Annotated in this window: 24 protein-coding genes and 1 pseudogene; 12 read left to right on the top strand and 13 right to left on the bottom strand. The window is 44.1% G+C overall.

The features are described 5' to 3' along the window. Nucleotides 1–131: 131 nt before the first annotated feature. The 5 genes and pseudogenes from BROSI_RS21385 to BROSI_RS21375 all read left to right on the top strand — a co-directional run. A complete protein-coding gene (locus BROSI_RS21385) occupies nt 132–305 on the top strand; it encodes a DUF7718 family protein (RefSeq protein ID WP_420886080.1) in 174 nt (57 codons plus the stop codon). Beyond that, nucleotides 306–569: a DUF5647 family protein gene (locus BROSI_RS21380; RefSeq protein ID WP_420886079.1), complete on the top strand. Its 264-nt coding sequence runs from the start codon at nt 306–308 to the stop codon at nt 567–569. It abuts the gene before it with no gap. Nucleotides 570–700: 131 nt separating this feature from the next. Beyond that, nucleotides 701–937 (top strand): DUF433 domain-containing protein, encoded by a 237-nt coding sequence (locus tag BROSI_RS10260; RefSeq protein ID WP_052563699.1) that lies wholly within the window; start codon nt 701–703, stop codon nt 935–937. Next, nucleotides 937–1,179 carry a DUF5615 family PIN-like protein gene (locus BROSI_RS10255; protein ID WP_052563697.1) on the top strand — a complete coding sequence of 81 codons (243 nt, stop codon included), beginning with the start codon at nt 937–939 and terminating at the stop codon, nt 1,177–1,179. Before BROSI_RS10260 ends, BROSI_RS10255 begins: the two co-directional genes overlap by 1 nt. 142 nt (nt 1,180–1,321) lie before the next feature. After that, a pseudogene (locus tag BROSI_RS21375) lies at nt 1,322–1,408 on the top strand (CDGSH iron-sulfur domain-containing protein); the annotation flags it as partial. Nucleotides 1,409–1,576: 168 nt separating this feature from the next. Here BROSI_RS21375 and BROSI_RS10250 read toward each other — a convergent pair. The 3 genes from BROSI_RS10250 to BROSI_RS10240 are packed head-to-tail and all read right to left on the bottom strand — an operon-like array spanning nt 1,577 to nt 5,051. Further along, entirely contained in the window at nt 1,577–2,962 is a 1,386-nt protein-coding gene (locus BROSI_RS10250; protein WP_052563695.1) for a hypothetical protein, read from the bottom strand. An 18-nt stretch (nt 2,963–2,980) separates the two neighbouring features. Continuing rightward, nucleotides 2,981–4,156, bottom strand: a complete 1,176-nt coding sequence (locus BROSI_RS10245) for a pyridoxal phosphate-dependent aminotransferase (RefSeq protein WP_052563693.1) — start codon at nt 4,154–4,156, stop codon at nt 2,981–2,983. Continuing rightward, on the bottom strand, nt 4,140–5,051 hold the full coding sequence (locus BROSI_RS10240; protein WP_052563690.1) for a deoxyribonuclease IV: 912 nt from the start codon (nt 5,049–5,051) through the stop codon (nt 4,140–4,142). The genes BROSI_RS10245 and BROSI_RS10240 overlap by 17 nt, the downstream gene beginning before the upstream one ends. Before the next feature lie 172 nt (nt 5,052–5,223). On the opposite strand from BROSI_RS10240, the gene BROSI_RS10235 reads away from it, so the two are divergent. Continuing rightward, a complete protein-coding gene (locus BROSI_RS10235) occupies nt 5,224–5,757 on the top strand; it encodes a peptidase associated/transthyretin-like domain-containing protein (RefSeq protein ID WP_157842477.1) in 534 nt (177 codons plus the stop codon). A gap of 122 nt (nt 5,758–5,879) precedes the next feature. Here BROSI_RS10235 and BROSI_RS10230 read toward each other — a convergent pair whose 3' ends face one another. Together BROSI_RS10230 and BROSI_RS10225 are read right to left on the bottom strand one after the other, a co-directional pair. Further along, a complete protein-coding gene (locus BROSI_RS10230; RefSeq protein ID WP_157842476.1) occupies nt 5,880–6,896 on the bottom strand; it encodes a DUF2156 domain-containing protein in 1,017 nt (338 codons plus the stop codon). A 319-nt stretch (nt 6,897–7,215) separates the two neighbouring features. Next, entirely contained in the window at nt 7,216–8,496 is a 1,281-nt protein-coding gene (locus BROSI_RS10225) for a glucose-1-phosphate adenylyltransferase (protein WP_052563685.1), read from the bottom strand. 264 nt (nt 8,497–8,760) lie between these two features. Here BROSI_RS10225 and BROSI_RS10220 point away from each other — a divergent pair, with 264 nt between their 5' ends. The 5 genes from BROSI_RS10220 to fusA all read left to right on the top strand — a co-directional run bounded on the left by BROSI_RS10220 (nt 8,761) and on the right by fusA (nt 14,019). Beyond that, nucleotides 8,761–9,609: a prepilin peptidase gene (locus BROSI_RS10220; protein WP_052563684.1), complete on the top strand. Its 849-nt coding sequence runs from the start codon at nt 8,761–8,763 to the stop codon at nt 9,607–9,609. Nucleotides 9,610–9,677: 68 nt separating this feature from the next. Next, nucleotides 9,678–10,331, top strand: coding sequence for an OmpA/MotB family protein (locus BROSI_RS10215; RefSeq protein ID WP_052563682.1), 654 nt, complete (start codon nt 9,678–9,680; stop codon nt 10,329–10,331). An 8-nt stretch (nt 10,332–10,339) separates the two neighbouring features. Beyond that, the gene (hisH, locus tag BROSI_RS10210; protein ID WP_052563680.1) at nt 10,340–10,963 is read left to right on the top strand and encodes an imidazole glycerol phosphate synthase subunit HisH; all 624 of its coding nucleotides are present in this window, start codon (nt 10,340–10,342) and stop codon (nt 10,961–10,963) included. Nucleotides 10,964–11,133: 170 nt separating this feature from the next. Then, the gene (gene hisA / locus BROSI_RS10205) at nt 11,134–11,904 is read left to right on the top strand and encodes a 1-(5-phosphoribosyl)-5-[(5-phosphoribosylamino)methylideneamino]imidazole-4-carboxamide isomerase (protein WP_052563678.1); all 771 of its coding nucleotides are present in this window, start codon (nt 11,134–11,136) and stop codon (nt 11,902–11,904) included. Nucleotides 11,905–11,982: 78 nt separating this feature from the next. Next, nucleotides 11,983–14,019: an elongation factor G gene (fusA, locus tag BROSI_RS10200; RefSeq protein WP_052563676.1), complete on the top strand. Its 2,037-nt coding sequence runs from the start codon at nt 11,983–11,985 to the stop codon at nt 14,017–14,019. A 51-nt stretch (nt 14,020–14,070) separates the two neighbouring features. On the opposite strand, the gene BROSI_RS10195 is transcribed toward fusA, so the two are convergent. After that, nucleotides 14,071–16,278, bottom strand: coding sequence for a heavy metal translocating P-type ATPase (locus tag BROSI_RS10195; protein WP_052563674.1), 2,208 nt, complete (start codon nt 16,276–16,278; stop codon nt 14,071–14,073). A gap of 203 nt (nt 16,279–16,481) precedes the next feature. On the opposite strand from BROSI_RS10195, the gene BROSI_RS10190 reads away from it, so the two are divergent. Beyond that, a complete protein-coding gene (locus BROSI_RS10190) occupies nt 16,482–16,811 on the top strand; it encodes an RNA recognition motif domain-containing protein (RefSeq protein ID WP_052563672.1) in 330 nt (109 codons plus the stop codon). Nucleotides 16,812–16,875: 64 nt separating this feature from the next. Here the strand turns inward: BROSI_RS10190 and BROSI_RS10185 are convergent, their stop codons facing one another. The 7 genes from BROSI_RS10185 to BROSI_RS10155 all read right to left on the bottom strand — a co-directional run bounded on the left by BROSI_RS10185 (nt 16,876) and on the right by BROSI_RS10155 (nt 24,499). Further along, nucleotides 16,876–17,541, bottom strand: a complete 666-nt coding sequence (locus BROSI_RS10185; protein WP_052563670.1) for a dienelactone hydrolase family protein — start codon at nt 17,539–17,541, stop codon at nt 16,876–16,878. Between the two features lie 98 nt (nt 17,542–17,639). After that, the gene (locus BROSI_RS10180; protein WP_200891736.1) at nt 17,640–18,323 is read right to left on the bottom strand and encodes a phosphoribosyltransferase; all 684 of its coding nucleotides are present in this window, start codon (nt 18,321–18,323) and stop codon (nt 17,640–17,642) included. A 275-nt stretch (nt 18,324–18,598) separates the two neighbouring features. Beyond that, complete coding sequence (locus BROSI_RS10175) at nt 18,599–19,075, bottom strand: response regulator (RefSeq protein ID WP_052563669.1); 477 nt, start codon at nt 19,073–19,075, stop codon at nt 18,599–18,601. An 82-nt stretch (nt 19,076–19,157) separates the two neighbouring features. Continuing rightward, on the bottom strand, nt 19,158–20,852 hold the full coding sequence (locus tag BROSI_RS10170) for an MEDS domain-containing protein (protein ID WP_052563667.1): 1,695 nt from the start codon (nt 20,850–20,852) through the stop codon (nt 19,158–19,160). 22 nt (nt 20,853–20,874) lie between these two features. Continuing rightward, complete coding sequence (locus BROSI_RS10165) at nt 20,875–21,996, bottom strand: sensor histidine kinase (protein ID WP_052563665.1); 1,122 nt, start codon at nt 21,994–21,996, stop codon at nt 20,875–20,877. 1 nt (nt 21,997) lies between these two features. Next, nucleotides 21,998–22,447: a response regulator gene (locus BROSI_RS10160; RefSeq protein ID WP_052563664.1), complete on the bottom strand. Its 450-nt coding sequence runs from the start codon at nt 22,445–22,447 to the stop codon at nt 21,998–22,000. 204 nt (nt 22,448–22,651) lie between these two features. Then, on the bottom strand, nt 22,652–24,499 hold the full coding sequence (locus BROSI_RS10155; protein ID WP_052563662.1) for a sensor histidine kinase: 1,848 nt from the start codon (nt 24,497–24,499) through the stop codon (nt 22,652–22,654). Nucleotides 24,500–24,642 lie beyond the last annotated feature (143 nt).

Raw genomic sequence — 24,642 nt, 5'->3', positions numbered from 1 at the left:
GGTTTAGCGGAGCGAACCCACCAACATGAAGGTGGACTTCGTCGTGAGCTCAGTCGAACGATTCGGCGCAAGAGACTGCACCTTAATCCCTACACGGCAGAAATAAATTTTGATGAAAATGTAGGATATGAATAATCTGTGTTGTTGGGTTTCGTTTTGCTCAACCCAACCTACACAACTATCTCGATGGGAAAAAGATTAAAAAGGAACTTCATCTGAAACTCAATGAGGCATTGAATTTGGCAGATGAAGACATAAAAGAAAATTGGAAAGTTTATCAAAAGGCCTTTCTGGAGGGTAAATAAATAATAGATATATTAGAGAAAAGGCATGCCATATTAGTCGCAGAATTTGACCGATATGTTGTTGAGCATCCTAAATTTGCCACAAAAATTCCACAAAATGCTCAAATTGTTTTACAAGTTGAAGGGGATGAAGAGTATAACGAGTGGAGTAGACAGTTAGCCGATAAACAGAGGGAATCTGGCCAGATAGTTGTCTATGTCAAGGTGAAGGGGTTAAAACCAGCCAAATCAAGGCTCATTAAACCTGAAGTTGTTTTACCATAAATTCCACAAACAACGAACTATAAGGCTGAGTAAAACGTAGGCGAAACCCAACACCAACCATCCGGAGCGTTCACGGAAATATTGGGTTTCGTTCATCAACCTAACGCAACTATTTTTAATCGGAGGTATACATGAAAGATTATAGAAATCGTATAACCGTTAATCCTAAAGTACATTTTGTAAAACCATACATAATCGGTACAAGGATAACCGTTGACAACGTGCTTGAACTAATTCAGGAAGGAATTCCCTTTAACGAGACCATACAAAATTACTATCCAGATTTAAAGATAGAAGATATCAAGGCCTGCATTCAATACGTGCTGGATTTGATTAGAAAGGAAGAGATATACATGGAAGTAAGCTGATGAAATTGTTAACTGACCACGATATATACAAAATAATCGTAGATTTCTTAAGGAAGTATGGACACGATGTTGTAACTGCTAAAGAACTCGATCTCCATACGGCTTCAGATGAAATGATGTTAGAGAAGGCAAAAAATACGGACAGACTATTTATCACCCGTGACAAAGACTTCGGGATGCTGGTTTTTCTCAAGAAGGAATTATGTTCAGGAGTTATTTGCTTAAAAATTACACCATACTGAACCATAATTCCAATCTCACTGTTTGCAAACAACCATACCCAATTTTCACGATTAAAATCAAGGATTCAGGAAAGGAGGAAAAGAAATGCCTGTTACCATAGAATGAGAACCGGGAACTTATTGGTGGTGCAGTTGCGGAAAATCAAACGACCTTCCCTTTTGTGACGGTTCTCACATGGGAACAGAATATAAACCCCTTAAATTGCGGTTACCGAGAAAAGGCAGGTAACTCTCTGCAACTGTCAACGGACGAAAGATGCGCTCTTTTGTGATGGTTCACGCGGAATAAAAATACGCTGGATACGTTAACGTAGAATTCTGAACAGTAAATTATTTGTCTTTCCCGGCGTCTCTGTACCTCTGTAGCTACATCCGATTTTAAAAATTTCCATGCCCCTTATACCCCCTGAACTCCGTATTTCCTCGGATCTGTGGCTTTGATAATAGCCGAAACGGAATGCTGGTTGAATCCTTTGAATCCCTGAGTTCTCTGGATATTTTCCAGATGCCCACCTATTGCGCCGGCTTTAAGAAACGTCTCATGCTGTGGCCTGGTTATTGAACCTTTTTCCAAAAGACCGTCCAGCCGTTCTTTGTCCACATGCCATGCTTCCCCTTCGGTGAATGCCTGTTTCAGGAATTCGAAATAGGAAAAGGGGTCCATTGTAGTAATGTTTAACTGTTTCAGGTCAGTGCGCAATTTTCCAAAATCAAATCGTGCCGCAAGGTGGTGAAGTCCGGCCTGCAGGATGCTTTCTCCATGGAGTTCCACCCATAACCCGACCGTTCCCCTCTGTGCGGTTTGTTTTAACCCGTGCCGGGTAAAATTCTCATTCCTTTCTTCTTTTAGGAGATCGATATCGGTGAACAGCACGATATCGCATTCCGGATGCTCAAGGACCTGGGCGCCCCAACCCGCTTCCTCACCGGCAAAAAACTGTTCACGACAGATAAATCCGAGGGTTTCAAAGATTTCTATGAGCCGGGTGAAATTCCCTCGTGACGACCGATACGTATGGTGGTCGTGGTTTCCCCACCCCAGCCCTAACCTGTCTTGTCTGGCCTTTTGTATCTGACCTGCCCGGTTTCTTCTCTCCCAGTAGGCTCGTTCCGCCCTGAAAAAGGCGTCTGTTACCCGCGCTGGTGATAACTTTTTGCACGTATCTTCTATGAGTTTCTGTGTGGCATTCATGCCTTCCTCAAGGCTTTCGTAATACCGCTGCCTGCAAAAAAATGTTTCCAGCGTTTGCCGGTATTCCCAGGTATCTTCGGTCAGCTTTTCAGACACACAGAAACCGTCATACCCTCTCCTTTCCGCAGCAGAGAGGATATAATCACCCTGTTCAGCAATAATGGCCTTCCTGTATGACCCGCAGATACTACCTTCTATTGACAAACCCTTTCCAATCACCTGAATAAAGTGGTCTAACCTCTCCGGCTTGAGTACAACTTCTGTGGAATTTTCCTGGCTGAGCAGAACAGGGAAAAAGATAGCCCCCGGGTGCATAAATACCCTCATGCCAGTTGGAGCTTTAAGATGATCTATTTGCTGAAAACCAACGTCCTCAATGTCTTTTGCGCTAACAACATCTTCAGGCAACACAACATGATCAATCCAGTCAAGGAACCATGTTGAGGTCTCCTGCTCCATTCTGGAAGAAAGTTTACAGGCAAAATTATTATTCTTCAGAAATGTGTCGATGTGTTGGACTAAGAGATTCTCGGCCTGGGGACAGAGTCCCCAGTCGAATTTCTGTATAGCCCTGCCATCTGCTGGTCTCATCGAAACCTCCCTCTTGGATTACGGCTGAAAAAGTCTTTTAACCTTTTTGAATCCAGGAAGCGATTTTTTAATGGTTTCTTTCTTCACGCAGAATGCAATCCTGATGTATCCACTTCTTCCAAAACTCTTCCCCGGAAGCACCAGTATTCCCTCTTTAGCTAGTTCTTGCGTAAATACAAGGTCATCTCCGGGAGTTTCGGGAAAGATATAATACGCCCCCATTGGTCGTACAAATGAATAACCAAAATCCTGCAGGGCATTACAAAACATATCCCTTCTTTCCTGATATTCGGCCCTGTCCACACAAACACCCTGAAGGTTTGTAATAACGTGTTGCATAAGGACAGGGGCGCTCAGATAGCCAAGAACGCGATTCGCAAAGGTCAGGGCCTCGATAAGTTCTCCAGGATTTTTTATTGCAGGATGGACTGCCGCATAGCCTATCCTTTCCCCCGGAATCGAAAGCGGTTTGGAATACGAAGCCGCAAAAATGGTATTCGAATAGATATTAAAGATATCAGGAACTTTATTGCCATCGTAGACGATGTCCTGGTACGCCGCATCATAAATCAAAAAAATATCTTTCCCGAACTGTCGGTTTTTCTCGTTCAGAAGCCGTGCAGTAGATTTCAAACTCTCATCAGAGTAAATCATCCCGGACGGATTATTCGGCGAGTTTATGATAATCGCCTTTGTGCGGGGATTTATCTTTGCTGCGACCTTATCAATGTTTAAGGTAAAATCTGCATTTGTTTCAACCATGCAACAAACGCCTCCATGGTTATCAATATAGTAAGGATATTCCAGGTAGAGCGGTGACAAAACAATGACTTCATCACCGGGATTCAAAATTGCTTTCAAAATGATATTTAATGCGCCTGCGCCGCCAGCAGTCATAATTACATGCTGCGCAGTGAAATTCAGGCCTCTTTCTTTTGACAGCGTTTGAGCGATTACCTCCCGTGCCTGAACATGTCCTGCCAAAGCTGAATAGCCATGCATCCCTGGAAAGGGATTATTTGCAACCTTCTTCAATTCCTCAACAAACTCTGAAGGTGGTTCTATCTTCGGGTTTCCCAGCCTAAAATCACACACTTCCTTCTCTTCAGAAACAACTTGAGAACGACCCTCAAAGATATTCACAATCCAGGACGAAGCGGCGATTCCTTCTTTTACTTTAAGAGATATTGACATATAATTCCTTTCGTATGAGCTGTTTTTGTAAGTTCTTTGATTTTGGAAGATGGCCAGAAATTAATTGTAGTTTTCGGAGTAGTCGTAAATTGTCTTCGCTCCTCTTGCCTCTTTCGGGAATCTCTAATATTTTTGGTATCGTAAGAAACCTCGTGTCTTTCATAATTGCCTGGAAAATTTCTAACCCCAGTTTCCCCTCTCCGATACACGCATGACGGTCGCTGCGGGAACCTAAATTTGCTCTGGAATCATTTACATGAATAGCTTTCATTTTGTTCAACCCAATTATCTCATCAAATTCTGTGAGCACCATTTCATAGTTTTTATAACCTCTTATATCATATCCAGCCGCGAAGATATGCGCTGTATCAAAACAAACACCAATGAATTCGGGATTGTTAATTTCTTCAAGGATGTAAGCAATTTCTTCAAAGGTAGAACCTATTGACGTTCCCTGACCAGCCATAGTTTCCAGAAGTATTTGAGTTTTCTGATTGTCGCTTGCGTTTGAAATGGCATGTATAGCCTCAATGGTTCTCTTCATTCCATCCAGTTTGTTTGAGTTTCCGTAACTTCCCGGATGAAGAACCAGGAAATTTACACCAAATTGTCCCGCCCTCGATAATTCTATCCGAAGTCGTTCTTTTGATTTCTGCCAGAGATTCTTATCCGGGGAAGCCAGGTTTACCAAATAGGGGACATGAGCAACAACCTTTTTAACAGGACTGTCCTGCCAGGCAGATTTAAATTTAAAAACCTCTTCTTCGGATAACCCGGGTACATCCCATCTGCGTGATAATGTTACGTAGATTTGAATACATTCGCACCCCCATTTTCTGGCCCAGGAAAATCCTTTCGGTAATCCGCCTATTGTGGGAACGGTACATCCTAACATAGCTGGCTGCCATTATAGATAACATCTGCCATCTTTCCAATGAAAATATACTAGACTTTCAAGCGGCTTTCTTTTAGCATTTGGATAGAGAGTAAACACGGAAAGAAAGTTGTCAATGCGCGGGCGTTGGCCCGAAGCAATATTTGTAATTAAATTTTTGGAGGGTAGATTTATGAATCGACTATTCCTGTATATTGCCTTCGGCTTTTTGTTTCTGACCTTTGCAGACATGGGAATCTCCCGCAGAGAAACGCCCCTGCTCGGGCTAACCCTGGCAATGGCTGGGGAGGGGGCTAAATCTATTCAGACGACCAACACCGAACCGTGCAAGCCAACACCTCCTGATGCACTGGGGCCATTTTACACGCCAAATGCACCGGAACGAACCAGTGTTGGAAAAGGTCACATCCTGAGTGGTGTTGTCAGGACGAGCGTAGACTGTTCGCCTATTGCAGGAGCCAGGATCGAGTGCTGGCTGACTGGCCCGGATGGTAAATACGACGATGACCACCGCGCAACAATGTTTGCTGATAAAGAGGGGGCGTATAAATTTGAAAGCAATTTTCCACCGCCATACAGTGGCAGACCTTCACACATTCATATGAAAATCACGGCAAAAGGATTTCGAACATTGGTTACTCAATATTATCCCGATATGGGCAAGACCGAAGGCGAATTCGATTTAGTGTTAATTCCGGTAGATTAAGGATCAAACAACATTTTCGAATAAAAGTATTTTTATGATATTTCTTTGTAAAAACTTTTTTTCGCATGTTTTTGAGATGCCCACCAAGAACGCAGCGAGAAAATGTCCAGACTGCCGGCAGATTATTTCATATAGATAAGGAATTTCTTTGCAAGCATGCACGGGTGATACGACATCTTTGCCCTTCTAAGACCTTCTATGCCCCAGTCCTCGCCTGCGTTGATGTAAGCCACATCAGAAAAATCACTGGAGCAAAATTGCTGATAGATAAATTGTGGCATGCCCTGGAAGTCGTTGTTGGTTTTTTCTATGAGGACGGATGCCGTATCAGAGGTGATATTTTCACCTAACGTAATCCCTTCAGTTCGACCGTTGATTGTTATGATTGCGCCACTTAGTCCTAATTCCTCAGAAAAGATGATTGCACATTTAGCTGCTTCTGCTTCGTGAATAAGGCTGTACTGATAATGGGTTTCATTGTGGTTTGAAAGATTCGACTCCTGGACTTTTTCCTTTTTCCATTGATCCACCATAAGAAGTGCGTCAGCGATATGTCTGGAGTAGAATTTTTCGAATGAAGCATCGTAATGCTTTTTAAAAAAATTTATTTCGTTTCTCTTTTTTTCGTATTTTCTACCGGCGAGTTTTATGAGGTCGGATGTTTTGTAAATGTAGTCAGGATAACTTTCAACAATACGATATAGACTATTGTCAAAAAGTTTCAGGAAGTCTTCATAGACGTAATTGATGTAAGATTCAAAACCACTGGAGTCGTTAATTTGTCTCATCAGGGAAAAACACTCATGGAGGGTGTTTTGGATGTTGTTTTTCCCTAACGGCGGGAGCATCATGCACATGCCCTTGGATGTCACACCAAAGAGGCAGAAGTTATTATTAATCAGCTTCCATAATAATTCTATCGAGCCTTTCCATATAAAATTGTTTGCAAAAGAATAATCACAGAGATTTACACCTTCTTCTTTTCCATATTTGTCAAAGAGTCTTTTATCTTCAATTTTTAACCTGTTTAAACCATAAATCTTGCACTTTTCTTCAATACTTATATTCGATTCTGTTGTTTTTGAGAGACTAGCATCGATCAGTTGTAAAATGGTTTCTCTCCTGATGCGGTATTGCACCAAACTCGCCCACACGACGGAGGTTCGAGGTCTAGTGCAAACCATTGTAAAATTGTGGCAGACATCCCCTGTAGATGCCTGAACCAATAGTTGTTGATTTTCATAGAATCAATCTTCGGTTTTAAATGTCTAAATGTTTTTATCCCATTTTCCATAAACATTGCCATGCGGTGATAGTGTATAAATTACGGTAAATTATACAATGCATCGATAGATTTGCAAGGGTTAATTCCATACATAATTGAGAAATATTTGTGTACTTCAGCAGAGGCTGGGGACTATCCAAAAAGTACCATGTAAAAATGGATTGGTAAGTTACTTATATGACCGTATGTGATGGTATAACACTGTCTTTGGGTATAATGACTATGTAATCACGAATCATGTAATTTTCTGCGTCAAGCTGTTCGAGTTTCTTTACATTTTCAATGGTCACATTTTCTCCAATATGTACATTCTTGTCAATAATAGCCCCCCGTATGCGGGAATTATCGCCAATTCCGACATCCGGTATCTTTTTAAAACGATTTGCCCGAATATTTGGCTCTGATTCATAGTAATCTGCACCCATGACTATTGAGTCCTGAATAACAACATTTTTGCCAATAACACTCCTGATCCCAATCACAGAATTATGTATTTCCGCTTTGTTGATAATACAACCGTCCGCGATAATGGATTGAGTAATCTTGCTGTCGTTGATGATTGACCCGGGCAAGAAAAGCGGGTTGGTATAAATGGGTGCCTTTTCATTAAACAAGTCAAAACTGGGGGTAAGAGAGGTCATTTTCAAATTGGCTTCATAAAATGATTTTATAGTTCCAATATCCTCCCAATAGCCATCAAAGAAATAAGCAAACACACGTCTTTTTTTTATAATTTCCGGGATGATTTCCTTGCCAAAGTCTGTTTTATTTGTTTCTTTTAGTACTTCTCTCAAAACCTCAAGGTTAAATATATAAATACCCATTGAGGCCAGAAGGGTACGACCCCTGGCGCTAACACCATGTCGGTCAAAACTAGATGCATCTAAGGAGAAAGAATCAATGACTTTTCCATCTTTTGGCTTTTCAAAGAAATCGATAATCCGACTTTGTTCGTCTATTTTTAAGATGCCCAAATGGGGGGCATCTTTTCTTTCTGCAGGAATTACAGAAATAGTCACTTCCGCCCCGGTTCTGATATGTTCTTTAATGAGCTGTTCATAATTCATCCTGTAGAGTTGATCACCTGAGAGTATCAACACAAAATCAATATTGGGCTGATTAAAAAAACGAAGGTTTTGCCGAACGGCATCTGCAGTACCCTGATACCAGTTCATACTTTCGACGGTCTGGGTTGCAGCCAGGATTTCAATAAAACCCCTGGAAAAGTTATCAAATTTATACGCCCGTGTTATGTGTCTATGAAGGGATGCTGAGTTAAATTGCGTGAGCACGTAAATCTTATTCAGATCGGAATTCAGACAATTGCTGATGGGGATGTCAATGAGCCGATATTTCCCGGCGAGCGGGACGGCAGGTTTCGATCTTTCTTTTGTTAAGGGATAGAGCCTTGTTCCGCGCCCCCCTCCCAAAATTACTGAAATAACATTATCCATTTTCAAACTCGTATAAAGACGCCATCGACGGCGAACTCCAGGATTTAATCACAGTCAAAACAGATACTATACTTTAACAAAAAACCTCGCATATTCAAGTCTTATACAACAAAATTTGTTTACGGCTTTTAATCTTGCAATTGTTAATCCGTTTTGATAGGATGCCGTAAAACTTTTGGTCAAATATATTTGAAACAATTGTCATTCTGAAAAAGGGGTACGGGTATCCAGAAAAATTTCCTGGATGCGGTTAGTCCGGGTGCAGTGTTCATATTTTTTGTTCTGGGATTAACGATAGGCAGTTTTTTGAATGTCTGTATCTATCGAATTCCCGGGAAAAAATCACTGGTATTGCCGCGTTCATTTTGCCCGGATTGCCATACACCCATCCGGTGGTATGATAATATACCTGTCTTCAGTTACCTGCTGTTATGGGGACGTTGCAGGGTCTGTAAGGCTAAAATATCAGTACGTTATCTATGTGTAGAGTTGCTGACAGGGTATATATTTGCGCATCTGTATGTTTTTGTTCAGTACAGACATGAATCGCCATGTATTTTTATCGGGTATGCGGTTCTTTCCTGTGCCCTGATTATATCGACCTTTGTGGACATTGAGTTACTAGTCATTCCCAACGAGGTTACGTTTGTAGGTATTCCTCTTGCCCTTATTTTCAGTGTGCTGTGTCCGGGTTTGCATAATGAACAACAGACCCTGAGAAATTTTTCACTGGTTGGTATCAGTAGGCCGGATACAGCAATCGCATCCGCATTGGGGATGCTTGTTGGCGGGGGACTGATATTTCTTTGCAGTGTTTTAGGAAAATGGATATTCAGGAAGGATGCCATGGGTTTTGGAGACGTGAAACTCATGGGCATGGTGGGGGGCATTGTAGGCTGGAAACTAGCGGTGGCGATATTTTTTGTTGCGCCGTTTTTTGGGCTCTTCATGGGCATCCCGGTTTTACTATTTAAAAAAACTCACTTGATTCCTTATGGACCGTTTTTATCGCTGGCAACCCTGGTGTGTATCTTCTTCCAGGATTATTTTCTAGGAATTATCAATGTATATATTCAGCTCCTTACCGTGGTATTTACTGGATTCCATTCATAAACCGAATGTAAAAATATCTGGTTCTTTTATGGGTAAAGTTTCTTTACTGTGAAAGGAGTGAAGAACATATGGGAAAGGGATGTGGTGTGATGCAAAGTTTGTGCTTGATTGGGATGGCAGGAGTGTTAGCTGTGAGCGCTGGTTGTGCCGGGACAAAAAGGCTTCGGCAGGAAAATCAGCAGTTGAATGACGATATAACACGACTACAGCAGGAGAATGCAGAACTATCATCGAAGGCAAGCAGTTATGAAAGTGAACTGAGTCGGCTTGAAAATTCGAGAAGGGAACTCGAGGCCAAATTGAGAGATACCGGCGCAACCGTACGGATAAAGAATGGCGCAGTTTCCGTATTACTCCCGGGCGCCATATTGTTTGATCCCGGACAGACGACATTGCGTCCTCAATCGAAGGCAACACTCAAGAAGATTGCCGGTATCCTTACGACTGAGGCATCTGCAGAAATGGTGAGGATTGAAGGGCATACTGATAATGACCCGATCAGCAAGCAAAAAGACAAGTATAAGTCAAACTGGGAACTATCCACAGCACGGGCAACCGCAGTGCTCCATTACATGGTGGAAGAATGCGGGGTTTCTCCGACAAGGGTTTACGTTGCTGGATTCGGGCAATACCAGCCCATCGCTGATAATAAATCAAAAAGTGACAAGGCGAAAAACAGGCGTGTGGAGTTTGTAATTGTACCAAGGAGCAGTGGCGGGTAGAAACAAACATGATTGCAATCGTTGATTATGGGATGGGGAATCTCCGCAGCGTTGAGAAGGGTTTCGAGCGGTTCGGCTTTGATGTCAAGGTTACTGACCGCCCCAGCGAAATCATGCATGCAGACAAACTGGTGCTTCCCGGCGTTGGAGCATTCCGTGACGCTATGGATGGTCTAAGGCAGAGGGGATTAATAGAGCCAGTTGTGGATTGTGTCCGGTCGGGTAAGCCATTCCTTGGAATATGTCTTGGGCTGCAGTTGCTGTTTTCTAAAGGCTACGAGGATGGTGAACATGAAGGTTTAAATATTGTCCCCGGCAAAGTCATCCGGTTTAAATTTTCTGAAGATGGGACAAACGGAAAATTGAAGATTCCCCACATGGGGTGGAATCAGATCAGCTTTCGGAAAGAAGGCACCCCTATCCTGAAAAATGTGCCCTGCAATGCTTATATGTATTTTGTGCATTCCTATTATGTCTGCCCAGAGGATGAAGGTGTTATTGCGACGGAGACAGAATATGGAGTACGTTTTACATCGATGATCTGGCACAAGAATATCTTTGCAACACAATTTCATCCAGAAAAAAGCCAGGAGTATGGGCTTGCCATACTCAAAAACTTTGGCAATTTGTAACTGCTTGCTACAGAGATACACGGATTATCACAAAAATATAATTTCAATTGCTGTCTCAGGTTCTTAAACATCGCATTTGAAATTTATTTGGAATTCAGGGTTTGAGATTTGGAATTTAATTTTTATTCTGTATTACTATCTGGTTCCCTGTTTGTTTCATACAGGTATATATGATCATCATTCCGGCAATCGATTTAAAGGGTGGCAAGTGTGTACGATTAACACAGGGCCAGAAGGAACTCGAAACGATCTTTTCTGACGAACCTGTGGATGTGGCCAGATCATGGCAGGATCAGGGCGCTGATTATCTCCACGTGGTTGACCTGGACGGGGCGTTTGAAGGCACCCCCAAAAATCTTACCGTCGTTGAACAAATCATCAAAAAGGTAAAAATACCTATTGAATTTGGCGGGGGTTTAAGGACGACACAGTCCGTTAAAACACTGCTCGATTTGGGTGCGGATCGTGTGATTATAGGAACAAAGGCCATAGATTCGTCGTCGTGGGTAAATGAACTTTGTACGACATTTCCGGGGCGTATCGCTGTTGGAATTGATGCAAAAAATGGCAAGGTGGCTGTGAAGGGCTGGACTTCCGTGTGTGAATGGACGGCGATAGCCTTTGCCCGGGAAATAGAGAAGGCATCACCGTGTGCCATAATCTTCACGGATATCTCAAAAGACGGCATGCTGCAAGGTCCGAACATTGCAAGTTTACAAGAACTCCTGATGACGGTAAAAACCCCGGTTATTGCATCGGGTGGAATCTCATCACTTAAGGATATCGAGGCACTCAGTCAGTTACCCATTGCAGGTATGATTATTGGAAAGGCTTTATACACGGGACATATCAAATTTTCAGAGGCGAAACAACTATGTGATACACTTTGCGTTAAAAAGGGAAAACCACAGATAACCCCCAGAGAAATAAAAGATTTTTAAAAGTTTGTCCCCGCGTTTCAGCATCTCTTGCTGTGGTTAAATTCCTGCAATTCCAAACACTTGTGCTGGAGGTGATCTATGATTCCGTATGAAACAAAAGACATTCGGACCATTATACTCCTGGGACACGGCGCTTCAGGGAAGACTTCGTTAGTGGAATCCATGCTTTTTAAGGCCGGGGCAACCACACGCCTCGGTAGTGTTGAGAATGGTACTTCGGTTGCGGATTATGACCCCGATGCAAAAGAGAAAAGACATTCAATAGATTCTTCCATCCTGCATTGTAACTGGAAGGGACGTGAGATCAATATTATTGATACCCCCGGTTACCCCGATTTTATCCGAGACACAATCTCCTCTCTTGTTGCCGCAGAAACGGCCATCATTACCATATCGGCTACGGATGGCATTCAAGTCAATACCCGGAAACTCTGGGATCTGGCCTGCCAAAAAAGACTCGGGAAAATAATCGTCGTGACGAAGATGGACGGTGAAAATGCCGATTATCAGGCCATGATTGAATCTGTCAAAAATACCTTTGGAAATATGTGTGTCCCGTTAGTCCTGCCTGTCGGAGCCGGACATGATTTCCAGGGTGTTGTCAACCTGTTTGCATTATCCAATCCTTTGCCAAATGGGGTTGTAGGCGACGCTCACGCATCACGCAATGCCTTAATCGAAGCCGTAGTTTCCGCCGAGGATGCATTGATGGAAAAATATCTCGATGGAAAAGAGATCGGGAGAGCAGTTTTGGAATCCTGTTTTGTGAAGGCTGTTGCGGATGGAAATGTTGTGCCTGTTCTCTGCTGTTCCAACAAAAAAGTCACAGGGATTGAGGATGTATTGGATGCCATAGCGAACTTTTCTCCGTCTCCCCTGGAGGGGTGCAAAAGGACTGCTGTTGATCTGCAAAAGAATCAGGAAATTGCCTTAGAAATCTCAAAAGGCGCACCTTTTAGCGCCTGTGTGTTTAAATCAGTAATTGACCCCTTTGTGGGGAAATTAAGTTATTTTCGGGTTGTCTCCGGCAAACTGGATGGTGAAATATCATTTTATAATGTGACGAGCAAAAAGACCGATAAGGCCGGACATATGTACCGGGTCTTTGGAAAGGAGCAACAACCTGTTTCAAAGGCCATTCCGGGTGATATTATCGCCGTGTCCAAACTGGAGGACATGCATATCTCAGATACCATCTGCGACCCAAAACATCCGGTAAAATTCCCGGAGATCACCTTTCCGACCCCCATGTCCTCCCTGGCTGTGGTACCCACAAGCAAGGGAGCCGAAAAGAAGATCAGCGAGTGCCTTCATAAACTTACCGAGGAGGATAAAACCTTCAGGGTCTCTCATGATACCCTGACCAACGAGTTGGTTATTACGGGCATGAGCACACTTCATTTACAGGTAATGATCAGCCGGTTAAAACGACGTTTCGGAATCGATGTGGAGGCCCATATCCCCAAAATTCCTTACAAAGAAACTATTACGGCCAGGGCACAGGCACAGTATAAACACAAGAAGCAATCAGGTGGACACGGACAGTACGGAGAGGTACATATCAGGATTGAACCGCTGCCGAGGGGAGCCGGGTTTGAGTTTGTAGATGAGATAGTGGGCGGAGCCATCCCCCGTCAATACATCCCGGCTGTTGAAAAGGGGATTCACGAGGTTCTGCATAAAGGCATCTTGATTGGACATCCTATTGTGGATGTACGGGTACGGTTGTACCACGGCTCTTATCATGATGTGGACTCTTCCGAAGCTGCTTTTAAGATAGCGGCCTCACATGCCTTTCAGGAGGCTTTCAATCATGCCAAACCTGTGCTCCTTGAGCCTCTGGTAAATATCGAAGTTACAATCCCCGCGAAATTTATGGGCGAGATTACGGGAAATCTTTCCAGCCATCGCGGACACATCAAAGGAATGGATTCTTTGGGGGATTTGCAGGTTGTGCGGGCTTCCATTCCCATGTCATCCGTAGCTAATTATGAAACAGAACTGAAATCCATGACGGGTGGACAGGGTTCATTTACCATGGAATTTTCACACTATGACATCGTGCCGGCCCACCTCATGCAGTCTATTATCGCCCAGGCTGCCCATACAAAATAAGCACAGGGTATTTGTAAGAGTTCACCACAAGCAAGGGACACAAAGAAAAATTCAATGTGTATGAAAGGTGATACGTTTCAGCAATAGGGAATTGGTTACCACCGACACAGAGGAAAATGCCATGGCCAGCCCTGCATACTCGGGCTTCAGGCTTATACCAAAAACCGGGTACATAACACCGGCCGCAATGGGAATTCCAATTATATTATAAAAGAATGCCCAAAACAAATTCTGCCTGATCTTGGACAGTGTTCGCCGGCCCAATCGAATCGCCCTTACAACATCCATCATGTCATTTTTTATTAAAACAATATCCCCGGTTTCCTTTGCGACATCAGTCCCCGCGCCGATAGCAATACCCACGTCTGCCTGTGCAAGCGCAGGGGCATCATTGATACCGTCACCAAGCATACCGACCTTCAGCCCCTTTCCCTGAAAATTCTTTATAGTCTCCATCTTTTCTGCAGGTAAGACTTTCGCACGGTACTCCTCAATACCCACCTCCGATGCCACTGTCTTTGCCACTAACTCGCTATCGCCCGTTATCATAATGGCACGTATGTTCATTTGTTTTAGTTGTATCACGACGTCCTGTGCATTTTGCTTTATTTTATCCATAAGACCTAGGACACCGGCACATCTGCCATCGTATGCCACGTACATGAGGGATTTTCCCTGTGCCTCTAGTTCCTCGACCTTATCCTGTAGTCCGTCGCTTTTCACACCGCGAGAGGTCAAAAGCCCCTCGTTTCCAATCAGTAAAACCTTTTCCTTATAGCGGCAGATAATACCACGCCCTGTTTCTTCATGGAAATCCTGAACTGCATCCCATGCGAAACCTCTTTCTCGTGCCTCATCCACCACCGATTGGGAGAGGGGATGGTTTGAAAAGGCACACCCCGCTGCCGCAAGGATAATCAACTCAGATTCAATAACCATATTTGAAGGAGCAATATCGGTTATCACAAAGCGTCCCTCGGTAATGGTGCCCGTCTTGTCGAATACCATGACATTGAGCCGTGCAATTTCCTCAAGGGCGCTGGCACGTTTGATAAGGATGGAGTGATCAAGACCCACACCACTTCCCACCATAATGGCCATTGGGGTGGCAAGTCCCATGGCGCACGGACATGCAATCACCAATACGGCAATTGCCATCTTTAATGCCCAGAGAAAGGACTGCTGTCCGGCACTATCATAGAACACAAAATACCAGCAGAAAAAGGTCGCTATGGACAAACCTACGACGATGGGAACAAATATGTTGGATACCCGATCTGCAAATCGCTGGATAGAGGCCTTATCCATCTGGGCATCTTCAACCATAGTGATAATCTGCGATAAAACGGTTTCTTCGCCCACCTTTGTGGTCTTCACCATTAAAACACCCGTTTTATTTATGGTTGCCCCTATGACACTGTCACCTTTCTGCTTCACAATGGGCACAGACTCACCCGTTACCATGGATTCATCCACCGATGAGACCCCTTCCATAACCTCACCATCCACAGGGATGATTTCGCCCGCCCTGACTGCCACAATATCCCCCGCACGAAGAGAAGAGGCGCTAACCTCTGTCTCTTTTCCTTCCGTTGACAACAACCGCGCCTTATCGGCCTGGAGTTTTACCAATTTCTGAAGCGTATGACTTGCCCTTCCCTTCACCCGTTCTTCCAGATACTTTCCGATGCGGATAAAGGTAATCAGCATCACTGCCGTCTCGAAAAATGCGTGACCTGCCATACCGAAGGCGCCGAAGACAGCAAAGGTACTGTAGATATAGGCGGACAAGACACCCATCGAAACCAGCACGTCCATATTGGCAAAAAGATTCCTGATGGATTTGTATGCACTTACAAAGAAATCCATCCCCGGTCCCAACACTGTCAAGGTAGCAATAATCATCATTATATACGGCATGTAGTTATGCATTGAGGCGGGCACGGGCGCATACATCAGTGCCATCATAGCAACAGAGGCCACGATACTCAGGATAAGCCATCCCATCTGAATGGATGCCTGAGAGGTTTGGTCCAGGCGAACCCGTTCTTTGGCTGTATAGCCAATCTCTTTCACGTATCTTGTAATTTGGGTTTTGTTTGTGATGTTGGCATCATAGGTCACAATCCCCGTTGCACGGGAAAAATTAACCCGAACCGACTTGACTCCCCTTAAATCCTTCAGTCTTCGTTCAATTGCCATAGCACAATTGACACAGTGCATGCCAAGCACATCAAATTTTATCGTCTGTTCAGCCATTTTTTTGTTAGTATTGCTGCATCCTCATTGTCTTCTGTTTTATTGGTTCTATTGCGGAAGTCATTTTCAAATCTTCTATCATTTTCAGTAAAAGTATTATATATTATATAGTATACTTTTAAAAGAGCTTTCCACAGAGTCTGGCGTCAGACGAAATCGGTTACACTTACATTCCAGAGAATGTAAACAAAAAGGAGATTTGAATGAATATTTATGTGGGCAATTTGGCGCGTGAAGTAACCCAGGAGGACCTGGAAGAGGCTTTTAAAGCCTTTGGGCAGGTTACATCAGTAACAATTATTAAAGATAAATTTACTGGCGAACCGAGGGGATTCGGATTTATTGAGATGCCGGGAAAAGCTGAAGCCCAGGCGGCAATTGCCGGTATGAACGGCAAGGAGTTGAAAGGACGGCCGCTGAACGTCAATGAAGCTCAACCGAGAACTGACCGGGGCGGTGCTGGACGTGGTGGTCGTGGTGGCTATGGTGGAGGCAGAGGAGAAGGACGAGGCGGTAGTAGGCGGCGCTTCTAGGTTACGGCTTCATACGAGTCAGAGTTTTCAGCTTTTCCTAGGCCATGCGGAATGCGCTAACACCTCAGACCTGCGAAAGAAAGTATTTCATGAACCAATCACAGGCCAGATGTGCAACCTTTTCCAGCGCGCCGGGTTCTTCGAAGAGATGAGTAGCGCCGGGAACAATAACCAGCTCTTTAGGACACGTCAATCGCGCGCATGCTGTTTCATTCAGGGGGATAACCGGTTCGTCATCACCCCCTACGATAAGCAGGGTAGGCGCCTGAACGAGATGCAGGTATTCCATAGCAAGATCGGGACGTCCCCCGCGAGAAACTAGGGCAGCGATTTCGCGTGGATCTCGTGCTGCCGCCTGAAGTGCGGCAGCGGCACCCGTACTTGCTCCGAAGTAACCAATCACCATCCTTTGCGTTTCCGGCTGTTGGCGTAACCAGTGGGTATTGGCTAAAAGACGATCTGCCAGGAGATCTATATCAAAGACATTCCTGCGGTTCAAAGCCTCCGATTCCTCCAGGAGGTCTGCCAGCAACGTAGCAATGCCGGCATCCTGGAGGATTCTGGCTACAAAATTGTTGCGCGGACTGAAACGACCGCTGCCACTTCCATGAGCAAAGACAACTATCCCTTTCGCCCGAAAGGGTAAACCAAGGATGCCCTGAAGGTGTACAGCGTCTGCCGGAATCACAATTTCTCTTTCATTTTTTTCAATCGATTTCGGCTGAGTCATGATGTATCCCTGGCGCAGCGTAGCCGCAACCAAAAAAAGTTACCTGGTATTGAATAGCAAAACGGTTATTTGTTTTTTGACAAATTTGAAATTCAAATTTAGTTTTCCACAGGTTTCTGAGGTTTGAACCGGGACCAGCTGCGGTGAAGGATTGCAACGGCCTCCTCATCGCTCACCTGGTCAAAATCGTGGTACCACGTGCCAACAGAAAAGAAAGACACCGGCGTGCTGAGAAATACCATTTCATCAGCAAAAGCGCTCAGCATATCGATACTACTTTGAGCTGCAACCGGCGCTGCGGCAACGAGCCACGCAGGCTTACGCCGGCGCAGACCTTCCAGCGCTGCACGGAAGGTATACCCCGTTGCAATGCCATCATCGATCACAATGACCGTCTTTCCGGTGACCTCTGGTGCCAGCCGGTCGCCACGATAAATGCGCAACCGCCGCTCAATCTCCTCCCGCTGGCAGGCAATCTCACTATTCAGATAATCTGACGAAACGCCCAAAGCACGAACGAGCTCTTCGTTAATAATGTTAATGTTATCACCGTCCACCACTGCACCAATACCCAATTCAGGCTGATAGGGGGCCCTGAGCTTACGAACGATGACAACATCCAGGGGTGAGGAGAGGGCTCCGGCGACTTCATCCGCTACCACAACACCCCCGCGCGGGATGCCCAGCACTGCCAGCGGCTGATTGCTGTAGTCGCGTTTCGTGAAGACTTCAGCCAACTGACGGCCTGCATCGCGTCGGTTTTCAAAAATTATATTTTTCATTGTGCCCTCCGCTTTAATAAAAAATACACCTTATCGCTCATATGTCAATTCAATTCTTTTCATACGTATGGAATGAGGTGTTAGCTCAAGAACAGGTCCGAGGGATCATTCGGCGTAAACAATTCCTGATGCAGCTTGTTCAAATGGGCGGGATGCCTATCTCAAATAATTGAGCAGGCAGATACCATGAGTGAAATAAAGGAAGTGAATCATGCTCACAAAAGCGGCTCAAACCTCAACCGGGAATTGATTCTTAGAGAGCAATTCCAGGATTTTTATATTTTAAAAAATGGGTATTGCTTGCTATCGCAATAAAAATTTTTGGCTAGTTGCCTCACAGCTTTATTCAACTTGAAAAAATCGACTGGTTTACGAATATAGCTAATGGCTCCCAATTTATAACCCTGAATCAGGTCTTTATCTTCCTTTGATGAGGTAAGAATAATCACCGGGAGCAGCTTTGTCCGCTCGTCTGCACGTATGCTGCGCAGCACTTCCAGACCTTCAATCTTCGGCAATTTCAAATCCAGGAGAACAATCGCAGGCATCACACTCATATCTCGTTCTGCGTAAGTGCCTTTACCAAATAGATAATCCAGCGCCTCTCCGCCATCACGGACAACTATTACCTCATTATTGATATAATTCCTTTTTAGCACACGCAGGGACAATTCCACATCGTCCGGATTATCCTCCACCAGCAGGACGACTTTTACTTGTGAATTTGAGGTTGAAGATTGTTGATTTATCATATAATTACACCTTTTAACTTAACACTTTTGATTCCCCGCTCCAGACTTGAGGTTGCCAAGAGTCAGTCTCAAATCTGAAATCTTAAATCGTGAAATAAAAAACTGCTCCTTTATCCACTTTGCCTTCGGCCCAGATATGGCCACCATGGCGGTGAATAATGCGCTGGACGATAGCCAGCCCAATGCCAGTGCCTTCAAATTCAGTCGCCATATGCAGACGCTGGAATGCGCCAAACAGTTTATTGACATATGCCATGTCGAAACCAACGCCATTGTCACGAACGAAATACGCCGATTTTTCGTTACACGGTGTAATACCAAATTCTATTCGTGCTTGTTGGCGATTTCTGGTAAACTTCCAGGCATTACTCAACAAGTTTTTAAACGCTATCCGCAACAAATTGGAATCGCCATTGGTGACCAACCCATTAGCTATAATAAACTCCACTTTTCGTTCCGGCTGCATCTCCTGCAATTCATTCGCAATCGATCTTACCATCGCACTTAAATTAACTGTTTTATAACACATCTCTCTGCGTGTTATACGGGACAAATTCAACAGGTCTTCAATAAGTTGCCCCATACATGCACTGGAGGCACTCACACGCTGGAGATAATTTTTTGCCTGTGCATCCAGCTTATCTGCATAATCTTCCATAAGTACTTTACAAAAGCCGTTTATACTCCGCAACGGCGCCCGGAGGTCATGCGATACAGAATAGCTAAATGCCTCTAACTCCTTATTGGCAGCGGTGAGCTGGCTGGTGAAATATTCAAGATAGTCGCGTTGCTCCCGCAATTCGTCCTCTGCATGCTTGCGCTCAGTAATGTCTCGAACAATGCCCCACATCCCCTTCGGTTTACCATACTCATCTTTCATCAGCCAAACCTTGATGGATATCGGAAACACCATTCCATCTTTTTTTCTATATTCCTTTTCATATTCATCGGAATAACCTCTTCCAATAATCAGTTCTTTTACTATCCCGAATTCCATCTGGTGCCACTTTTCCGGTGTAAGCTGGTGGTAGGTTAATTTCGTTATCTCGTCTTTCGAATACCCAAGCATATCTACATACGCCTGGTTGCACTCAAGGATGCGCCCATCCATATCGGTAGCCACAATCCCGTCTCTAATAGTCTCGTATAAAATGCGGTACTTTTCCTCAGATATTCTTAGCGCTTCCTTTGCACGCCTGCGCTCAGAGCTTTCAAAAAGCTCCAGCCTGCCTTCGCGCTTGATAAGGGCGAACTGATGATTGCGAACCACATCGATGATCTCGTATACTCCACAAGTATCAAGTGAATAACTGCAAATGGCCATCATCTTGTATTTACTGATAACATTGTCTATCTCTTCTTCATAATGAGCAAAATTCCTCCAATCATTCTTTTCAAGCCAGGCCGTATTCCCTGTTATTCTCATACCCTCGTAACCTCTTGCCAGGGCTCGGTTGAGCTTGTCAACCCATCCATTGAGGACTCTCTGGAGATTAAAAACGCCATCTTTGAGATACCATTCTGTATGCGGAATGATTTCTATCTGACCTCTTATTAGGTATTGTTCGAAATCAGGTACTTCCTTTTTTATCGCACCTTTAGCTTCTTCAACAGTAACTGGCTTCGAGGTAATCCACATACAGAACTCATTACTTTCCAATCCCGTCTTGAAGTAAGGCACTAAAATATCAGTTAAATCTTCTTTGGTTTGATAAAATTGGCAAAAATGAGTGCCCCATCGCACATCACCTATGATATCTATTCCTGTTTTTCTCATATTAGTCGCCATTTTGCTATCATTACACTAATGTAAAATAAAACGTCGCACCCTTGTCCGCCTCACCTTCAGCCCATATTTGACCGCCATGGCGATGGATGATGCGCCGCACGGTAGCCAATCCGATACCGGTACCTTCAAAATCAGTTGATGAGTGCAGACGCTGGAATGCATTGAATAATTTATCGGCAATGTCCATTTTAAAACCTACACCATTGTCTCTCAAAAAATAAACTGATTTTCCATCATACTGTGCCACCCCAAATTCTATTTTTGCATTTTGATGCTTTTGAGTAAACTTCCACGCATTACCCAGCAGGTTCTCAATCATTATCCGTAACAGCCCAGGATCACCCCTGGCAGTCAATCCTTCAGCAATAACAAACTCTACCTTACGTTCCGGCTGCCTTTCCATGAGATCCTTAGCAAGCAGCTTCACCAGTGCACTCAGATTCACTGTCTCATTGTGCATCTCACTGCGGGTTGCGCGGGCAAGATCCAGCATATTTCTAATAAGTTTTACCATATGCTGGCTGGCCGTAATCACACGGTGAAGATAATTTTTACCTTGCTGGTCAAGTTTATCAGCATAGTCACTTAATAAGATATCACAAAAACCTATGATACGATTCAAAGGCGCACTCAGGTCATGAGATACAGAGTAGCTGAATGACTCCAGCTCTTTGTTCAGGGTAATGAGTTTACCGTTAAGATATTCAAGATGGTCGCGTTGTTTTCTCTGTTCTTCTTCAATACGCTTGCGCTCGATGGCATAACGTACGGAACGGATCAACGTTTTGCCATCCAGTTGCCCCTTTGTCAGGTAGTCCTGCGCCCCGTTTTGGACAGCTTCAATACCGATCGTTTCATCGCCAATACTCCCGGTAAGCACCACGATTGGTAACTTCTGTGCCCAGGGAAGGATATTGACGAGCGTGGAAAGCCCATAACTTTCCGGAAGTCCGAGGTCGAGTAGTATCACGTCAAACTCTCTCATGTTAAGGCGCTCCAACCCTGATGAAAGTCGGTCGGCGTGCTCCAGCTCAAATTGAGCAGCGCCAGCCTCCTTCAGCATCTCCTGTATTAACCGGACATCGCCTGGGTTATCCTCAATCAGCAGAATTTTTATACATTTTTTTCCCATGTTATCTTTTCATAGGTAATTTTACTATAGTAAACCAGAAATTTTCGATAGCCTTTACTACGGTAGTAAACTGGTCAAAGTCAATCGGTTTGGTAACGTAACAATTTGCATGGAGGTTATACGACCTGAGGATATCTTCTTCTGATTTTGAGATGGTCAAAACTACCACGGGGATGTTCTTCAGATCCTCATCTGATTTTATTTCTGCGAGTACTTCGCGTCCATCTTTCTTCGGCAGGTTCAGATCAAGCAAAATAAGATCAGGGCGGGGCGCATTGGCATACTTGTCCTTTTTTCGCAAAAAAGACATAGCCTCGACTCCGTCACCAACAACATGTAAATTATTTCGCATCTTGGCTTCCTTTAAAGCCTCCCGAGTCAACCGGACATCACCGGGACTGTCCTCTACCAGCAGAATTTCAATTGATCTAACTACTCCTTCATTATTCATAATTGTTTTTTTCTCTCCTCCAAATATTCAGATAATTTCTATCCTCTTGACATGCTTTTTCATAGATGACAGGTTAAAATGAAAATTCCTATAGAATCAAGTTAATCATTCTCAACATAAACCCCCCTGGTTAAAAAAGGGGGATTTTTAGCGCCGTGCCATTACTTTGAAATTCATTGTATAATATGTCATGCTGAACTTGTTTCAGCATCTCTTACCTGGAATTGTGAAATAAAATGTTGAGCCCTTTCTTGGCTCCGATTCCAGCCAGATTCTTCCGCCATGCCGTTTTACAACTTTCTTGCATATCGACAGACCCAAACCAACACCAGGATATTCTCTGCTATGCAGGCGCCTGAAGATGACAAAAAGTCGCTCATAATATTCAGGCTCGATACCGATGCCATTATCATGCACGGAAAATATCCACTCGTTTTCCCTAAGTTGGGCTGATATATGGATGCGCGGAGGTTCATTACCACGGAATTTGATGGCGTTGGTTATGAGATTCTGGAACACAAGCAAAAGCTGTGAACTATCAGCCATAACAGTTGGAAGAGGATCATGGGTAATTGTAGCAATACTCTCCTCAATCACTACTTTCAGGTTGGTCAGGGCCTGCTGAAGGACAACCTCGCAATCTGCCAACTCGAATGATTTACCGTGGGTATCCACGCGTGAGTATTCGAGCAAGCCATTAATCATTTTTTGCAGGCGATTGGCCCCATCCACTGCATAATGAATGAATTCATCTGCGTCTGCATCGAGATTGCCTTTGTATCTTCTTTTTATCAATTGAAGATAGCTAGATATCATACGGAGGGGCTCCTGCAGATCATGAGAAGCAACGTAGGCAAAATGCTGCAGTTCCTCATTACTCCTCTTAAGCTCAGTTGAATAATGCTTTAATTCCTTCTCCGCCCGCTTGTGTTCGTTAATTACCCGCGCCAGTTCTTCAGCCATACTATTAAAACTGTTTGCCAGGAAACCGATTTCGTCCTTGCGTATTATCTTTACTCTATGCCCTAAGTCTCCACGGGCGAACCGCTCTGTTGCCTTCGTCAAATCTTTAATGGGGCGTGACGTTGAAACAGCAAAGACGATTCCGAAGCTTGTAACCGCAGCAGCACTAACAGCCCCTAAAATCAGGGCGATAATACCCAACGTCTTTAATGGCGCAAACGCCTCTGCCTTATTTGTCTTGGTTAAAAGAATCCATTTATATTCGGGTAAATACTTCGAGACACCAACGACAGGCTGGCCGCGGTAATCTTTATAAATACCAACCATCTCTTCACCCTTTTCTATAATCCTGCGGACCGGTTCTGAATCTACTGCCAGCTTCAGCGGAGCATCCTCCAGAAACCGCGATTCAGTAAACATTATCTTGCCTTCATTGACCAGACAGACCTCTCCGGTCTCACCCATTCCCACAGGGTTCGTTGTAATCTCATTCAGGGTTATAAGATTATAGACGTTAATAATAACGCCCAGTGTCTCAGCGCCATGCTTAGATATAATCGGAGCGGAGGTAAATATACAGTTTTCATGAAGGTCAGGAAAATACTGTGGCTGGCCAACGCATGTTTCACCATAGCTCTTCTGTATGCCTTGCACAAATACATCCTGGCCAGAAAAATCTTTACCAACGAACTTCTCATTGGTAGATGAGATAACCTTACCCACCTTGTCAACAAGGATTATTGCCAGGAGGCGATGTGAGTATAGTGGCAGTTTGTTTTTTTTGAGGTATGCATTTAAGCGAATTATTGCATCCGGTTTAGAAGACCTTCCGTGGACTATTTTCTCAATGCCACTTCTTATAATCCCATCGGAACTGAAATCGATGGCCCGAACCTTCATTCTCTCCATAGTAGATAGGATATGGCGCTCTCTCGATTCAGCAACTGCCTTCAACTTTTCAACGATCTGATACTTTAAAGCATTTCTGGAGTGAAAATAGTATGCCGTTGTGATTATAGCAATAGGAATGAGCGCAATGCAGAGCGCAAATATGAGTAATCTGGCTTTAATTGATAGATATGAGGCCACCTTGCAAGATTCCTTAGGATTGTACCAGTACGGCCAAAACCCCGCGTAAATTCAGTCGTCATGCAATGGCAAAGCAATCTTCAGTCTTTTTGATGCAAATGATTGCTTCGTCGCTTTGCTCCCGCAATAACATTTTTTCTGTG

It is taken from the genome of Candidatus Brocadia sinica JPN1 (assembly GCF_000949635.1).
In the GTDB taxonomy this organism is placed as follows: domain Bacteria; phylum Planctomycetota; class Brocadiia; order Brocadiales; family Brocadiaceae; genus Brocadia; species Brocadia sinica.
The sequence above is the reverse complement of the archived record's forward strand: the minus strand, read 5'-3'. Positions and strand labels throughout refer to the sequence as shown.

Bases quoted from the DNA above. Each gene is read 5' to 3' on its own strand.
- BROSI_RS10260 (WP_052563699.1), top strand. From the start codon at position 701: ATGAAAGATTATAGAAATCGTATAACCGTTAATCCTAAAGTACATTTT.
- BROSI_RS10255 (WP_052563697.1), top strand. From the start codon at position 937: ATGAAATTGTTAACTGACCACGATATATACAAAATAATCGTAGATTTC.
- BROSI_RS10250 (WP_052563695.1), bottom strand. From the start codon at position 2,962: ATGAGACCAGCAGATGGCAGGGCTATACAGAAATTCGACTGGGGACTC.
- BROSI_RS10245 (WP_052563693.1), bottom strand. From the start codon at position 4,156: ATGTCAATATCTCTTAAAGTAAAAGAAGGAATCGCCGCTTCGTCCTGG.
- BROSI_RS10240 (WP_052563690.1), bottom strand. From the start codon at position 5,051: ATGTTAGGATGTACCGTTCCCACAATAGGCGGATTACCGAAAGGATTT.
- BROSI_RS10235 (WP_157842477.1), top strand. From the start codon at position 5,224: ATGAATCGACTATTCCTGTATATTGCCTTCGGCTTTTTGTTTCTGACC.
- BROSI_RS10225 (WP_052563685.1), bottom strand. From the start codon at position 8,496: ATGGATAATGTTATTTCAGTAATTTTGGGAGGGGGGCGCGGAACAAGG.
- BROSI_RS10215 (WP_052563682.1), top strand. From the start codon at position 9,678: ATGGGAAAGGGATGTGGTGTGATGCAAAGTTTGTGCTTGATTGGGATG.
- hisH (WP_052563680.1), top strand. From the start codon at position 10,340: ATGATTGCAATCGTTGATTATGGGATGGGGAATCTCCGCAGCGTTGAG.
- hisA (WP_052563678.1), top strand. From the start codon at position 11,134: ATGATCATCATTCCGGCAATCGATTTAAAGGGTGGCAAGTGTGTACGA.
- fusA (WP_052563676.1), top strand. From the start codon at position 11,983: ATGATTCCGTATGAAACAAAAGACATTCGGACCATTATACTCCTGGGA.
- BROSI_RS10195 (WP_052563674.1), bottom strand. From the start codon at position 16,278: ATGGCTGAACAGACGATAAAATTTGATGTGCTTGGCATGCACTGTGTC.
- BROSI_RS10190 (WP_052563672.1), top strand. From the start codon at position 16,482: ATGAATATTTATGTGGGCAATTTGGCGCGTGAAGTAACCCAGGAGGAC.
- BROSI_RS10185 (WP_052563670.1), bottom strand. From the start codon at position 17,541: ATGACTCAGCCGAAATCGATTGAAAAAAATGAAAGAGAAATTGTGATT.
- BROSI_RS10180 (WP_200891736.1), bottom strand. From the start codon at position 18,323: ATGAAAAATATAATTTTTGAAAACCGACGCGATGCAGGCCGTCAGTTG.
- BROSI_RS10175 (WP_052563669.1), bottom strand. From the start codon at position 19,075: ATGATAAATCAACAATCTTCAACCTCAAATTCACAAGTAAAAGTCGTC.
- BROSI_RS10170 (WP_052563667.1), bottom strand. From the start codon at position 20,852: ATGAGAAAAACAGGAATAGATATCATAGGTGATGTGCGATGGGGCACT.
- BROSI_RS10165 (WP_052563665.1), bottom strand. From the start codon at position 21,996: ATGGGAAAAAAATGTATAAAAATTCTGCTGATTGAGGATAACCCAGGC.
- BROSI_RS10160 (WP_052563664.1), bottom strand. From the start codon at position 22,447: ATGAATAATGAAGGAGTAGTTAGATCAATTGAAATTCTGCTGGTAGAG.